This is a genomic window from Ruegeria sp. ABF4_144, assembly GCF_056160045.1.
Map to the genome: position 1 here is coordinate 1,163,734 of NZ_JBSWWK010000001.1, position 14,236 is coordinate 1,177,969.

The following is a 14,236-nucleotide window of genomic DNA, read 5'->3' on the forward strand; positions in this document are numbered from 1 at the left end:
GACAAGGACAAGACCTTTGGACAGAGCGGGTTTTGCCTCGGACCCAGGCCGCGCAAGGGGGCGGCTTGTGCCTGAGGAAGAGAGCAGTTTCCGGTCATGCTTTCAGCGTGACCGCGACCGTATCATTCATGCCAGCGCGTTTCGGCGCCTTAAACATAAGACGCAGGTGTTTGTCGAGCATGAGGGCGACAGCTATCGCACGCGTTTGACGCACTCGATCGAAGTGGCACAAGTGGCGCGCACGATTGCCGGGGCTTTGGGTCTTAACCCTGAACTGACCGAAGCGGTGGCGTTGGCCCATGATCTGGGTCACACGCCGTTTGGGCATACGGGCGAGGATGCGTTGCACGCGTTGATGGAACCCTATGGCGGTTTCGATCATAACGCGCAGGCCATTCGGATCGTTACCAAGTTGGAACGCCACTACGCAGAATTCGACGGATGTAACCTGACGTGGGAATGCCTTGAGGGCATTGCCAAGCATAACGGGCCGGTCGTGGGGGAATTGCCTTGGGCTCTTGCCGAGTGCAACGAAAGCTTTGATCTGGAATTGCACACGCACGCCAGTGCCGAGGCGCAAGTGGCCGCGCTTTCGGACGACATCGCCTATAACAATCACGATCTGTTGGATGGTCTGCGCGCTAATCTTTTCACGGATGACGAAATCCAGCAATTGCCGATTGTGGGCGACTGCTATGCAGAGGTGGACCGCAAGTATCCCGGCCTCGACCCGTATCGCCGCCGGCATGAGGCGCTACGGCGTGTGTTTGGGGTTATGGTATCGGACGTGATCGACACTTCACGCGGGTTGATTTCTGCCTCGGGGGCACAAACGGTCGAAGATATCCGGCACCTTGGCTATCCGGTGGTTCAATTCTCGACCGGCCTGTGGGCGCAGCTCAAGGAAATTCGCGCGTTCCTCTTCACACGGATGTACCGCGCACCCAGCGTGATGGATGTGCGCACCGAGGTCAGTGCAGTCGTGCAGCAGTTGTTCCCGATTTACCTCAATGATCCCAAGCAGATGCCTAAGCGCTGGCACGAGGATATCGAGGCAGCGCAGGACGAAACGGCGCTGGCTCGGATTGTGTCGGATTACATCGCCGGGATGACGGATCGGTTCGCCCTGCAGGATCACAAGCGGCTTACGGGCGGATAGTTACTCGACCCCGATATAGGCCAGCGCCCACACTTGTTGGCCAGATTGTTGCAGCGCCAGTTCCGCATCGTCCGTCGGAGGAAAGACGATCATGGTGGGGCCATAGCCGCCAATCCCCATCGGAGCCCCGTCGGCATGGGTCGCAACAATGGGCTGGTAGTCGGTGATGCTCTCCCACGGGATTTCCGACTGATAGCCGTCCATGGCCATTGGTTTTGCTGTCTTGCCCGCGGCGCCTGCCATCGTCATCACGTCAGACAGCAGCGGGCCAGAAAACGCGATGTCACTTTGGTTACCCTCGGGGCCGTAGGTGATTGTGATCTCGATCTGCTCCAGACTTTCCAGCAGAGCGGCGTCAAACCCGGCTGCTCCGTCATGCTGAACTTCGAGATATCCCAGAAGGCCGCCGTCATTCTCACCCCGGGCAGGCAGGTTGGTTTCGGTTACTGCTCCGCCGAGTGTCAACAGAACGTGGCCCTGAGGCGCAGGCATGTCGGCCCAGACTGGCAGCGATGTGGTCAGGGCAAGGACAAGGGGCAGGGCTAGGCGCATCAAACGGTCTCCGGGTTGGGAATTTGCTGTGACCTTAGCCCCGTTTACAGTTAATCCAAGCGGAAACTGATCGCCTGCATTGACCTTGACGCTTTGCGTGGTAAACCGCCGAGCAAGCAAAAGGACATCCGAAATGAACCTGTTTTCCGAGATCCGCGGCCTTGTACTGGACGCGCTGGCACAGATGCAGTCCGAAGGAGCGCTGCCCGAGGGGCTGAGCTTTGACAACGTGGCGGTCGAACCGCCGCGCGACGCCGCGCATGGCGACATGGCGACAAATGCTGCGATGGTGCTGGCGAAACCGGCCAAATTGAAGCCGCGCGACATTGCCGACGTGCTGGCCGGAAAGCTGGCAGCCGATGACCGGATCACCAGTGCCGAAGTAGCGGGACCGGGGTTTCTGAACCTGCGTCTTGCGCCGTCTGTCTGGCAGGGCGTTCTGGCGGCGGTGCTAGAAAAGGGCACCGACTATGGTCGCTCGACCATGGGACATGGGCAGAAGGTCAACGTGGAATATGTGTCAGCCAACCCAACCGGCCCGCTGCATGTAGGCCATACGCGTGGGGCTGTTTTTGGGGATGCTCTGGCCAGCCTTCTGGCCTATTCCGGCCACGATGTGACACGCGAATACTATATCAACGATGGCGGCGCGCAGGTCGACGTGCTGGCGCGGTCCGCGTACGAACGGTATCGCGAGGCCAATGGCCTGAGCCCCGAGATTGCCGAAGGGCTGTATCCCGGCGACTACCTGATCCCGATCGGTGAGACGCTGAAAGAGAAATACGGTGACAGCCTGATCGACAAGCCAGAGGCTGAGTGGCTGGAAGAACTGCGCGAGTTCTCGACCGACGCGATGATGGACCTGATCCGTGCTGACCTGAAGGCGCTGGGCGTCGAGATGGACGTGTTCTTCTCGGAAAAATCGCTCTATGGCACAGGCCGGATCGAGGCTGCGCTGCAGTCGCTGACCGACAAGGGCCTGATCTATGAGGGTGTCCTGGAGCCACCAAAAGGCAAGAAGCCCGAGGACTGGGAGCCGCGCGAGCAGACCCTGTTCAAATCCACCGAGCATGGTGATGACGTGGATCGTCCGGTCAAGAAGTCGGACGGCAGCTGGACCTATTTCGCCCCGGATATCGCTTATCACTATGACAAGGTGACCCGTGGCTTTGACGCGCTGATCGACGTGTTCGGCGCGGACCACGGTGGGTACGTGAAACGGATGAAGGCCGCCGTTTCGGCACTGTCCGATGGCAAGGTGCCGCTGGATATCAAGCTGACGCAGTTGGTGAAGCTGTGGAAGAATGGCGAGCCGTTCAAGATGTCGAAACGGGCGGGGAATTTTGTCACGCTGCGCGATGTGGTCGATCAGGTTGGGCCGGATGTCACCCGTTTCGTGATGCTAACCCGCAAAAACGACGCGCCGCTGGACTTCGATTTCGACAAGGTGCTGGAGCAGAGCCGCGAGAACCCCGTGTTCTACGTGCAATACGCGCATGCCCGCGTCATGAGCGTGCTGCGCCGCGCTGCCGAGGCCGGAATTGCCGCCGACGATCCGACCCTTATCGGGGCGGATCTGAGCAAGAACGACCATGCCTCGGAGCTGACTGTGGCCAAGAAACTGGCCGAATGGCCACGCCTGGTCGAGATTGCCGCGCGGACCAACGAACCGCACCGTGTCGCCTTCTATCTGTATGAACTTGCAGGGGATTTCCACGCGCTGTGGAACAAGGGCAATGACGAAACCCAGTTGCGTTTCATTCAGGATGGCGATGTTGCCACAAGCCAGTCAAAAATCGCATTGGCCCGGGCTGTTTCTGTTGTGATTTCAGCGGGCTTGGGTATTCTTGGCGTTACCCCGGCGCAGGAGATGCGGTAACAAACACCGCCCGAAGCACCGGTACGAGGTAGGCAAGAAATGACCCGCGCGCCATGTTTTAAGGCGCTATCGGGCGGTGAGGCGGACATGGCACGTTACGATTACTCGGGGCAGATGCGCCCCGAGCAGATGCATTACACGAATCAACCGCATCCTCAGGATGGGTATGAGTATTCCGACGACATGCACGGTTACGAAGAGGCACCGCGCGCAGCGGGGCTGAGCCGTATCTTCAATGCAATGGGGGCGGTTGCGTCGCTGGCTCTGGTCGCCGGGATTGGTGTCTGGGGTTATCAGCTGGTGATGCGCGACGTGTCCGGTGTGCCAGTCGTAAGGGCCATCGAAGGGCCAATGCGTATTCAGCCCGAGAACCCCGGTGGAACGCCTGCGGATCATCAGGGTCTGGCCGTTAATGCTGTGGCTGCAGTGGGAACCGCTGCGCCGCCAGCAGATCGTCTGATCCTTGCGCCGCGCCCGGTATCGCTGACCGACGAAGACACGCCGGTTGAACCGCTAAAGCCCACCCCGGCCGTGCATGTAGTTCAGGAAGAGATTTCCAATCAGGAAGCCGCAGAATTGCGTCAGAGCTCGGTGGATGCCCTGGTGTCCGAGCTTGCAGGGGACGCGGCCCGGATTGACGAGCCGACGGAAGACGGCGTGCAGCTCGCAGCTCTGTCCTTGCCTGATGAAGAACCTGCTATTGATCCCGCTGATCTGGCCGCACAACTGCCCGACCCTAAATTGGCGGCACTCCCAGGGGTCCGCCGATCTTTGCGCCCGATCACGCGTCCGGCCCGGGCAACGCCCAGCCGAATTGCTCCGAACAGCAGCACCGAAGACGCAATCAACGCGGCCGTCAAAGCGGCTGTCGGCGTGGATATCGATCCTGACACCTTGTCCAAAGGCACGCGCATGGCGCAGCTTGGGGCCTATGAAAGCTCGGACGTAGCACGCGCCGAATGGGATCGTCTGAATACCCGGTTTGGCGATTATATGGATGGAAAACAGCGCGTTATCCAGAAGACCTCACGCGGGGGCCGTACATTCTATCGCCTGCGCGTTCTGGGGTTTGATGACCTGAGCGACTCGCGTCAGTTCTGTGCCGCGCTCGAGGCGCGTGGAGCGGACTGTATCCCGGTTGCCGCTCGGTGACTTTTGGCGCGGCGATCACCGACGCCGAAGGCCTGCGCCTGACGCCTCAGGAAAAGAGACTGTTTCGCGAAATGAACCCTTTCGGGTTCATTTTGTTTGCCCGCAATATCGACACCGCCGATCAGGTCCGCGCGCTGTGCGATGATTTCCGCGAGGCAGTGGGCCGCAATTGCCCTATCACCATCGATCAGGAAGGTGGCCGGGTCCAGCGCCTGCGCGCGCCTCTGGCCCGCGAATGGCTGCCGCCGCTTGATCACGCCGCGAGGGCTGGTGATCAGGCCGAACGAGCGATGTATCTTCGCTATCGTTTGATTGCGGACGAACTGTTCGGGCTGGGCATCGACAGCAACTGTGCGCCGATGGTTGATCTGGCGCGGGAAGAGACGCACAGGTTTCTTAAAAATCGCTGCTATGGCTCTGATCCCAAGCAGGTTTCCCGGCTGGGAAAGGCCGTGGCCAAAGGACATCTGGACGGTGGCGTCTTGCCTGTCATCAAGCATATGCCAGGGCATGGGCTGTCCACACTCGACAGCCATCACGACCTGCCGCAAGTGGACCTGACGCAGGAAGCGCTGGAACAGGCCGATTTTGCGCCGTTCCGCGATTTGAACGACCTGCCGATGGGGATGACCGCGCATCTGGTCTATGACCGGATTGACCCACAACCGGCGACGATCTCCCCCACTATGATTGGTCTGATCCGTGACAAGATCGGGTTCGACGGGTTGATCATGACCGACGATATCTCGATGAAGGCGCTCAGCGGTGCGCCGGAGGCCATCGCCCGTCAAGCGCTGGACGCCGGGTGCGATGTGGTTCTGCACTGCAATGGCTCGTTTGACGCTCGCGCGAAAGTGCTGGAGACTGCCGGGGAAATGACCGAGCAGGCCGGGAAGCGCGCAGAAAAAGCCCTGTCGATGCGGCAGAAGCCTGCGGAACTTGACATCGAGGCCGCCGAGGCGGAACTATCTGCCCTAATGGGCGGGCAGGTATATGAACGATAATCTTTTCAGCGAAGACCCGGTCTCGGTCGCCGATCGACTGGCTGCCGAGGCACTTATCGTTGACGTCGACGGGTTCGAAGGCCCGTTGGACGTGCTGTTGACCCTGTCGCGCACACAAAAAGTCGATCTGCGGAAAATCTCAGTTCTGGCGCTGGCACAGCAATATCTGGCTTTTGTTGAAAAGGCCCGTGCGCTGCGCATCGAACTGGCCGCCGACTATCTGGTTATGGCCGCTTGGCTGGCGTTCCTGAAATCCCGCCTGCTGTTACCACCGGACCCGGATGACGAAGGCCCGTCGGGCGAGGAACTTGCGGCACACCTGGCGTTTCAGCTGGAACGCCTGCAGGCCATGCGTGACGCTGCAGCTCGCCTTATGGCGCGCGACCAGCTGGGCCGCGATTTCTTCAAACGCGGGCAGGGTGAGGATATCACCCGCATCCGCACTGTGACCTATTCCGCCACGCTGTTGGACCTGATGCAGGGCTATGCCCGTATCCGAACACGAGACGAATTCCGACCCTTTGTCATGGATCGTGACGCCGTGTTCACGATGGAGCAGGCGCTGGAGCGGATGCGCCCCCTGATCGGCTTCGCGGGCGCCTGGACGGACATGGAGACCTATCTGCCTGATGGTTGGGATGCCGACCCGGTACGGCGTAGGTCGGCCACGGCGGCGACCTTTGCGGCCTCGCTTGAGTTGGTGAAAGAAGGACATATGGAGATCAAGCAGAGCGAAACCTTTGCCCCGATCCATCTGCGCAAGAGGACTGAAACACGTGACTGACGCCACCGAAGACGAAGGCACCGGCACCCTTTTCGAAGCGCCGCCCATCGCGGAACAGGAACGTATGGTCGAAGCCGTGTTGTTCGCGAGCGCCGAACCGGTAACGATTGCAGATCTTGAGGCCCGGATGCCGCATGGCAGCGACGCATCGCAAGCTCTTGAAATGCTGAAGAAACGGTATGAGGGTCGCGGCGTGCACGTGGTTCGCGTAGGCGAGGCCTGGGCCATTCGCACAGCCGCTGATTTGGGTTTTCTGATGCAGAAGGAAACGGTTGAAACACGCAAGCTCAGCCGGGCTGCGATCGAAACCCTCGCCATCGTGGCCTATCACCAGCCCTGCACCCGGGCCGAGATCGAAGAAATTCGCGGTGTCTCGGTCTCGCGTGGGACCATCGATCAATTGTTGGAAATGGAGTGGATCCGGCTGGGCCGCCGCCGCATGACACCGGGCCGTCCGGTGACCTTTGTGGTAACGCCGCAATTCCTCGATCATTTTGGGCTGGAGAATGCGCGCGATCTACCGGGTCTCAAGGAACTTCGGGCCGCTGGGCTGCTGGAAAACCGGCCCCCGCCGGGCACCATTCCCTTGGGGGAAGGGCGCGAAGACGAAGAAGACGAGGATCAAACCGAACTGTTCGAGGAAGATTGATCGCGCAGCCCTTTTGTTGCCGCATAAATCACCTATGTTGGGGCTCAGAAAACGGAGTTGAGCAATGAACGTCAATCAGATCATCAACATGATCATGCGCCAGGTTATGCGCCGCCTTGTCAATACGGGCGTGAACAAGGGGTTTGACGTGGCCGGTCAGATGGGGCGCAAGGTCAATCAACCTTCGCGCCGTCAGGATGACTCGGGTACGAGTCGCGGAAACACCAATAACCGGGGTTGAGCTTAGGCTGGTACGGCGAACGCCCGAACCTTAGCCGACTGCCCTGAAATGCTTGGACAATTTCAGCCCCTGTCCCTGGTAGTTTGATGCAATGCCCGCGCCGTAGAGCTGTGTGGGCATTTCCGACATTTTCTCATACACCAGCCGCCCGACGACCTGTCCGTGTTCCAGCACGAAGGGCGCTTCGTGGCAGCGTACTTCCAGAACGCCCCGGGACCCGGCACCACCGGCTGCGGCGTGGCCGAACCCAGGGTCAAAGAAACCGGCGTAATGCACCCGGAACTCGCCCACCATTGCCAAATAAGGGGCCATTTCCGCAGCATACATCGGGGGGATGTGGACGGCTTCGCGGCTGACCAGGATATAGAACGCACCGGGGTCCAGGATGATGCGACCATCCCGGGTGCGCACCTCTTCCCAATATTCCTGTGGGTCGTATTCTCCGATCCGGTCCAGATCGATGACGCCGGTATGCGGCTTGGCGCGGTACCCAACCAGATCGGTGTCGGGCAGTTGCAGATCGACCGAAAAGCCCAAGCCGTCCTGAATCACTGCCGGGCCATCGACCAGTGGCGAGTCATTGTGCAGTGCGGTCAGCTCCGCGTCGCTGAGCACCGCCTGACCTTGGCGGAACCGAATCTGGTTCAGCCGCATCCCCGGGCGCACTAACACCGAGAAGGAGCGGGGACAGATCTCGGCATAAAGCGGCCCGGTATAACCCGCAGGCACCCGGTCAAACTCGGTGCCGCCATCGGTGATGGTGCGGGTCAGCAGATCCAGCCGCCCGGTCGAGCTTTTGGCGTTGGCGACGGCAGTCACGCTGGCGGGCAGGGCCAGTGATTCCATCAACGGCACCAGATAAACGCAGCCCTTTTCCAGAACCGCGCCGTCAGAAATGTCGATACGGTGCATTTCAAACTCGGCCAGCCGGTCAGCGACCGAGCGCCCTTCGCCTGCCAGAAACGATGCACGCACTCGGTAAGCCACTGTTCCTAGTCTCAAATCAAGGCTGGCCGGTTGAACCTGTGCGGGAATGATCTCAGGGCTCGCGGTTATCTCACCGCGTGTAATCATGCCTTCGATCTGCTGGTTTGGGCATACACCTGTCATTCCGATCCCCCCTGATGCCAGAGCGGGATCTGGCCTGTCTGCCATAAACGTCGGTGTGATTTGGTCGGGCTAGCAGGACTCGAACCTGCGACCTTCCGTCCCCCAGACGGACGCGCTACCAGGCTGCGCCATAGCCCGACGTTGAGGTGTTCATAAAGACTTTCCCGGCAGGGGCAAGAGGAAATCATCGCCTTTTTTTCTTATCCCGCCGATCGGTTTTCAATGCGGTTCAGAACAGCGCGCAGATCCTTTGCAACCGGTGCGATCTGTTTCAGCAACTGGTCGTCAAATTCGGTGCGATTCCACGCCTGCGTTGCGATTCCACCCAGCAGAGGGCTTTCATCCAGATATTCCGGCGCGGGTTTCGGCGCGACCTTTTCCGGTGCCGGAGGCTTTGCCTGCGGAGTCTCTGCGGCTTTCACAGGCTTGGGTTCGGGGGCTGAATCGCCGAGGTCCAGATTGATCTGTTCGCTGGCCGGGGCAGGTTTGGACGTGAACGGAACAACAACGTTGTCGTTTTTTGGGGGCTCTGGCTCGGACCCTTCGTCCAGCCCCTGCGACAGCGCCGCGACATAGGCCACGCCCTGTTCGCGCAGAATGCGCTGAACACCTTTGATGGTGATCCCATCCTCGTGCAGCAGTTTCTTGATGCCCCCCAGAAGCCGCATGTCGTTGGGCCGGTAATAGCGCCGACCGCCGGCGCGTTTCACCGGTTTGACCTGATTGAAACGGCTTTCCCAGAATCGAAGGACATGAGCCTGAACGCCCAGCCAATCCGCAACTTCACTGATTGTGCGAAACGCGTCGGGGGACTTGCTCATGACCGTGCCGTCCTGACCTTACTTGCGGTTCCCTGCCGCGACGCGATCCTTCATGAGGTGCGACGGGCGGAACGTCAGAACCCGGCGAGGCTGAATCGGGACCTCTTCACCGGTTTTTGGGTTTCGGCCAATGCGGGCAGTCTTGTCCCGAACGCTGAAGGTTCCGAAAGACGAAATCTTAACCTGTTCGCCGCGCACGAGTGCGTCGGACATGTGGTTCAGAACGCTTTCGACCAGCTGTGCGCTTTCGTTGCGTGACAGGCCAACCTCGCGAAAGACGGCCTCACTCAGATCCATTCGGGTCAGTGTTTTATCGCCCATACCATTTCCCCTGTTGATACCACAGAATATGGTGGAGGCAATTTCACTGTCAATATCAATGAATTGCAGGCCTGTGTGTAAGCCGTTTTGCGCCGGTTACCAGCGCAGGACAACCGCACCCCAGGCCAAACCACCGCCGATCGCCTCGGTCACGATCAGGTCACCCTGTTTGATTTGGCCGCGCTGTTTACCAACCGACAGCGCCAGCGGAATAGACGCGGCCGATGTATTGCCGTGGTCCTGCACGGTGACGACCACGTTATCCATCGGCAGGCCCATTTTCTTGGCAGTGCCCTGAATGATGCGAATATTGGCCTGATGCGGCACGATCCAGTCTACATCAGGGCTGCCGAGGCCTGCGGCCTCCAGCGCGGTTTCCGCAGTTTTCGCCAGTTTTTCAACGGCATGGCGGAAAACCTGATTGCCCTGCATCCGCAAATGGCCGGTCGATTGGGTCGATACACCGCCATCCACATACAGCAGGTCCTTGTAACGGCCGTCTGAATTTAGGTCGGTGGCCAGAATGCCGCGATCGTCGGACGTGCCTTCACCTTCCTGCAGTTCCAGTACCAGCGCACCGGCGCCATCGCCGAACAGCACGCAGGTCGACCGATCGGTCCAGTCCATGATTCGCGAGAAAGTCTCGGCCCCGATGACCAGAACCCGTTTGGCCTGACCCGACAGGATCAACGCATTGGCATTGCTGAGCGCAAAGACAAATCCGGCACAAACGGCTTGAACGTCAAAAGCAAAGCCCTTGGTCATGCCCAACTGCGCCTGAACCATGGTGGCCGCAGACGGGAAGGTCAAATCAGCGGTCGAGGTTGCCACAACGATCGCATCGATATCGTCGGCCGTCAGGCCAGCATCGGCCAGCGCGGCCTTGGCCGCATTGGTGGCCAGATCCGAAGTGGTCTCGTCATCGGCAGCAAAATGGCGGCGTTCGATCCCCGAGCGGGTTTTGATCCACTCATCCGTTGTATCGAGCGTCTTTTCAAACTCGGAATTCGGAACGACGCGCTCTGGCAAATAATGTCCGACACCTACGACAACTGAACGGCCTGCCATGCTTGGGTACTGCCTTTTTTGTTATTCGCCGGCCTTTGGCGGCGTGTGGGCGGCATCTTGTGCAAGCTCGGCTGTTGATGCAACCCGTGCCGCCAATTTTTCGGCGAAGCCAGACTGGGCCAGCGTAAAGGCCAGTTTGACTGCCGCTGAGACTCCGGTGGCATCGGCGCCACCATGTGATTTGACCACGGTTCCGTTGAGGCCAAGGAAAACTCCGCCATTCACACGGCGCGGATCGATACGTTTTTTCAGGCGATTTAGCGAGGTAATTGCCAGGACTGAGGCCAGACGCGACAGGGGCGAGTATTTGAACGCCTCGCGCAGCAGGTCGCCGATTAGACTGGCCGTGCCTTCGCCGGTCTTGATCGCAACGTTGCCAGTAAATCCATCTGTGACAATCACATCAGCTTTATCACCAGGAATGTCGCTGCCTTCGACAAAGCCAACGAAATCGAAATTCGCCTGCTCTGCGAAATCCGCGATCATCGCGTGGGCTTCTTTCAGTTCGGCCCGTCCTTTGTGTTCTTCGGTGCCTACATTCAGCAGGCCGATACGCGGACGTTCCAGTGCCATGCCGTTGCGGGCATAAGAGGCACCCATCAGCGCGTATTGCAGCAGATCCTTGGCGTCGGCGCGCACATCAGCACCCACGTCCAGCATCACGTTGAACCCCTGCGGGTTGCGCGACGGCCACAGAATCGCAATCGCCGGGCGGTTCACACCCGGCAGTTTGCGTAACCGCATCATCGACAGCGCCATCAACGCGCCGGTGTTACCGCACGAGACGGCCCCATGGGCCTCGCCCTTGCGCACCGATTCCAGCGTCGACCACATCGAGGTCTGCTTGCCGTTGCGAACAACCTGGCTGGGCTTGTCTTCCATCGTGACCACGTCGGGGCAATCACGAAAAACGACGCGCCCCTGCAGGACACGCCGTTTGGCGACAAGTTTGCGCAGAACCTGTTCAGGCCCGTGCAGGACAAATGCGATATCGGGGTTCTTGTTTGCCGATTTGGCAATGCCCGCAACCACAGTTGCGGGCCCCGAGTCTCCGCCCATAGCGTCAACCGAGATGGTAATCCGTCCGGCCTGCGTGGGCTGTTCAGTCATGCCTTGCCTGCGCTTTTAAAGGCTTAGGCCGCGTCTTCGTCCAGGTCGATTTCGTCGGCCTGAGCGACGACTTCACGGTCGTCATAGTGGCCGCAGGACGCGCAGACGTGGTGCGGGCGCTTCAGCTCACCGCAGTTGGGGCATTCGTTCGGGTTTGCAGCAACCAGAGCGTCGTGTGCGCGGCGGTTGTTGCGACGCGACTTGGAAACTTTGTTCTGTTGGACGGCCATGGTCTCAACCTTTGTCTACTGAGGGTCAGCAGATTCGCCGCCGACCGGGTTTCATTCTTCGTTTTTCTCGTGGTTTGACGCGCGTTTAGGGTACGAGCCCCACGTTGTCCAACCCAAATTCCGATGAGCGCGCGAAAATACTGCGATTCTCGACATGTTCAAGCGATTTTTCTGAGCGCCTGCTATGACAGGAAAACAGACCTATGTCACTCGTCTTTTTTCAACGCGTCGCGCAATCCTGCCAACCCGGCAAACGGCTTGACGTCTTCGTCTGTCATCGCCTGTTTGCCCGGCTCGGTAAAGTCTGCCTGGTCCAGTTCAGCCCCTTTTTTACGTGGGTATTGGGGCAGGGCGAGCGACAGAGCCTCGATCATCACAAGTGCCGGATCGATCTCGGTGCCAAGCTGTTCTGTTTCGTCGCCTTCAGGGATTTCGAACTCGGGCTCTTCGGGATCGACCCAGTCGGCAACAAAGACCCGCGTGACGGGGATGTCGATACGGGTGGTCACAGGCTCCAGCGTCACCACGCAGGGCTGAATCACCGTTGCACCCAGTTTTCCGTTCAGCGCCCAGTCACGTTTGCCTTGTGCCCTAACGTCACCCACAAAGCTGAGTTTGCGCAGGCCAAGCAGGCCAAGATCGTCCCGGATTGCCTCCAGCGCCTTGCTTTCCGGGCGCAAGTCAAAGGGGGTGGCTGCGTTCTGAGGCAGGTCGGCCACCCGCAGAGATGTCTGGTTGCTCATTCGTGACCCTTTCCTGTGTTGAACCGGGGCTGCGGTTTGATGTAAGCGGATAGGGCCCGCACGGGGCCAAGGCAAGAGGGTGTGAATGTTGAAGGTTGTGAACAGGTTGAAACCGGCGTCCAGAACGCTTGTCTTTGCGGCCTGTCTGGCAGCAGCCAGCGCGTGTACGCCCGTCTACAAGAATCACGGATACATCCCGCCGCCTGAAGACTTGGCTGAGATCAAGGTTGGCGTCGACACCCGCGACAGTGTGATGGAAGCCGTTGGCGCACCAAGTTCATCCGGTGTGGTGCGTGATTCCGGCTTTTACTACGTGCGGTCTCGTATTCGCCACTATGGTCCCAAGAAACCCGAAGTCGTCTCGCGCGAGTTGGTCGCGATCAGCTTTGATGACCGGGGCGTCGTTCGGAACATCGAGCGGTTTGGGCTTGAGGACGGCATCGTCGTAACGCTGGACCGCCGCATTACCGAATCGACCATTCAGGGTCAGGGCTTTATCCGCCAGCTGTTGGGTAACATCGGCAACTTCAACCCGGCCAATATCCCCGGCGCATCGCAGTAAAGAATGCCATACCTTGCTATGGTCACATGGCAGTCACACATGATGTGATAGTGACGCAGCAAGACGCAACGGGTCAGCAACCGCGGAGGATGCGACCATGGCACTAATGCTAGGTAGAGGCCGTTATCGCGCCCGGCTGGCGCAATCGTCGCAGGATGTGGCGGCTGCGCAGAGGTTGCGTACGTTGGCTTTCGGTACAGATCAGACCGATCGGGATGACTTTGACCCGGTCTGCGCTCATATCTTGGTCGAAGACATGCGCGAAGGCGGGCAGTTGGTCTGCTGCTTCCGTATGCTGACTATGGAAAACGGTGCCGAAGTAACCCGCAGCTATTCTGCGCAGTTCTACGACCTTTCGGCGTTGCAAGGTTTCAAGGGGCGGATGGTCGAGATGGGTCGATTTTGCGTCCACCCTGACTGGACCGACCCGGATATTCTGCGCGTCGCCTGGGGTGCGATGACAGCGTACGTAGATCAGAACGGCGTTGAGATGCTGTTTGGCTGTTCCTCATTCGCCGGAACCGAGACCGAGGATTACCTCGACGCGTTTGCCATGCTCAAGCACCGGCATTTGGCGCCGAAACGCTGGCTGCCTCGGGTGAAGGCTCCAAACGTGTTCCGGTTTGCCGCGCGGTTGCGTCGAAAGCCGGATGTGAAAAAGGCAATGCTGCGGATGCCGCCGTTGCTGCGGACCTATCTGATGATGGGCGGTTGGGTCAGCGATCATGCTGTGGTCGACCGCCATATGAATACGTTGCATGTCTTCACCGGGCTCGAGATCAGTGCGATTCCCCCGGCAAGGAAACGTCTGCTGCGGGCGGTTGCAGGGTAATCGCCGTTGACGCCTTGGC

17 protein-coding genes and 1 tRNA gene are annotated in these 14,236 nt (G+C 59.6%); 9 read left to right on the plus strand and 9 right to left on the minus strand.

The window, feature by feature from the left end:
- Window positions 1–16: 16 nt before the first annotated feature.
- Window positions 17–1,159, plus strand: coding sequence for a deoxyguanosinetriphosphate triphosphohydrolase (locus ACXAGD_RS06020; protein WP_475209067.1), 1,143 nt, complete (start codon window positions 17–19; stop codon window positions 1,157–1,159).
- On the opposite strand, the gene ACXAGD_RS06025 is transcribed toward ACXAGD_RS06020, so the two are convergent.
- On the minus strand, window positions 1,160–1,711 hold the full coding sequence (locus ACXAGD_RS06025; protein ID WP_475209068.1) for a putative pterin-binding protein: 552 nt from the start codon (window positions 1,709–1,711) through the stop codon (window positions 1,160–1,162).
- Window positions 1,712–1,844: 133 nt separating this feature from the next.
- On the opposite strand from ACXAGD_RS06025, the gene argS reads away from it, so the two are divergent.
- From argS to ACXAGD_RS06055, 6 genes are all read left to right on the plus strand, one after another.
- Window positions 1,845–3,590 (plus strand): arginine--tRNA ligase, encoded by a 1,746-nt coding sequence (gene argS / locus ACXAGD_RS06030; protein WP_475209070.1) that lies wholly within the window; start codon window positions 1,845–1,847, stop codon window positions 3,588–3,590.
- 39 nt (window positions 3,591–3,629) lie between these two features.
- The gene (locus ACXAGD_RS06035) at window positions 3,630–4,742 is read left to right on the plus strand and encodes an SPOR domain-containing protein (protein WP_475209071.1); all 1,113 of its coding nucleotides are present in this window, start codon (window positions 3,630–3,632) and stop codon (window positions 4,740–4,742) included.
- Window positions 4,739–5,746 carry a beta-N-acetylhexosaminidase gene (gene nagZ, locus ACXAGD_RS06040; RefSeq protein ID WP_475209072.1) on the plus strand — a complete coding sequence of 336 codons (1,008 nt, stop codon included), beginning with the start codon at window positions 4,739–4,741 and terminating at the stop codon, window positions 5,744–5,746. Before ACXAGD_RS06035 ends, nagZ begins: the two co-directional genes overlap by 4 nt.
- Window positions 5,736–6,530 carry a segregation and condensation protein A gene (locus tag ACXAGD_RS06045; protein WP_475209073.1) on the plus strand — a complete coding sequence of 265 codons (795 nt, stop codon included), beginning with the start codon at window positions 5,736–5,738 and terminating at the stop codon, window positions 6,528–6,530. The genes nagZ and ACXAGD_RS06045 overlap by 11 nt, the downstream gene beginning before the upstream one ends.
- Complete coding sequence (gene scpB, locus ACXAGD_RS06050) at window positions 6,523–7,179, plus strand: SMC-Scp complex subunit ScpB (protein ID WP_475209074.1); 657 nt, start codon at window positions 6,523–6,525, stop codon at window positions 7,177–7,179. Before ACXAGD_RS06045 ends, scpB begins: the two co-directional genes overlap by 8 nt.
- 64 nt (window positions 7,180–7,243) lie before the next feature.
- Window positions 7,244–7,420, plus strand: a complete 177-nt coding sequence (locus ACXAGD_RS06055) for a hypothetical protein (protein ID WP_475209075.1) — start codon at window positions 7,244–7,246, stop codon at window positions 7,418–7,420.
- Window positions 7,421–7,450: 30 nt separating this feature from the next.
- On the opposite strand, the gene ACXAGD_RS06060 is transcribed toward ACXAGD_RS06055, so the two are convergent.
- The 8 genes from ACXAGD_RS06060 to ACXAGD_RS06095 all read right to left on the minus strand — a co-directional run bounded on the left by ACXAGD_RS06060 (window position 7,451) and on the right by ACXAGD_RS06095 (window position 12,823).
- Window positions 7,451–8,530: a 2'-deoxycytidine 5'-triphosphate deaminase gene (locus ACXAGD_RS06060; RefSeq protein ID WP_475209078.1), complete on the minus strand. Its 1,080-nt coding sequence runs from the start codon at window positions 8,528–8,530 to the stop codon at window positions 7,451–7,453.
- Between the two features lie 61 nt (window positions 8,531–8,591).
- Window positions 8,592–8,668, minus strand: a tRNA-Pro gene (locus ACXAGD_RS06065).
- A gap of 62 nt (window positions 8,669–8,730) precedes the next feature.
- Complete coding sequence (locus ACXAGD_RS06070; RefSeq protein ID WP_475209079.1) at window positions 8,731–9,351, minus strand: MerR family transcriptional regulator; 621 nt, start codon at window positions 9,349–9,351, stop codon at window positions 8,731–8,733.
- Between the two features lie 18 nt (window positions 9,352–9,369).
- On the minus strand, window positions 9,370–9,672 hold the full coding sequence (gene ihfA / locus ACXAGD_RS06075) for an integration host factor subunit alpha (RefSeq protein WP_008755922.1): 303 nt from the start codon (window positions 9,670–9,672) through the stop codon (window positions 9,370–9,372).
- A 96-nt stretch (window positions 9,673–9,768) separates the two neighbouring features.
- Window positions 9,769–10,740 (minus strand): beta-ketoacyl-ACP synthase III, encoded by a 972-nt coding sequence (locus ACXAGD_RS06080; protein ID WP_475209080.1) that lies wholly within the window; start codon window positions 10,738–10,740, stop codon window positions 9,769–9,771.
- 21 nt (window positions 10,741–10,761) lie between these two features.
- Window positions 10,762–11,850 carry a phosphate acyltransferase PlsX gene (plsX, locus tag ACXAGD_RS06085; protein ID WP_475209081.1) on the minus strand — a complete coding sequence of 363 codons (1,089 nt, stop codon included), beginning with the start codon at window positions 11,848–11,850 and terminating at the stop codon, window positions 10,762–10,764.
- Window positions 11,851–11,873: 23 nt separating this feature from the next.
- On the minus strand, window positions 11,874–12,080 hold the full coding sequence (gene rpmF / locus ACXAGD_RS06090; RefSeq protein WP_008756996.1) for a 50S ribosomal protein L32: 207 nt from the start codon (window positions 12,078–12,080) through the stop codon (window positions 11,874–11,876).
- A gap of 206 nt (window positions 12,081–12,286) precedes the next feature.
- Window positions 12,287–12,823 carry a YceD family protein gene (locus tag ACXAGD_RS06095; protein ID WP_475209082.1) on the minus strand — a complete coding sequence of 179 codons (537 nt, stop codon included), beginning with the start codon at window positions 12,821–12,823 and terminating at the stop codon, window positions 12,287–12,289.
- Between the two features lie 85 nt (window positions 12,824–12,908).
- Between ACXAGD_RS06095 and ACXAGD_RS06100 the strand changes: the two genes are divergently transcribed.
- Window positions 12,909–13,385: an outer membrane protein assembly factor BamE gene (locus tag ACXAGD_RS06100; RefSeq protein WP_475209083.1), complete on the plus strand. Its 477-nt coding sequence runs from the start codon at window positions 12,909–12,911 to the stop codon at window positions 13,383–13,385.
- Between the two features lie 97 nt (window positions 13,386–13,482).
- Window positions 13,483–14,217, plus strand: coding sequence for a GNAT family N-acetyltransferase (locus ACXAGD_RS06105; RefSeq protein ID WP_475209084.1), 735 nt, complete (start codon window positions 13,483–13,485; stop codon window positions 14,215–14,217).
- The last annotated feature ends 19 nt before the right edge of the window (window positions 14,218–14,236 follow it).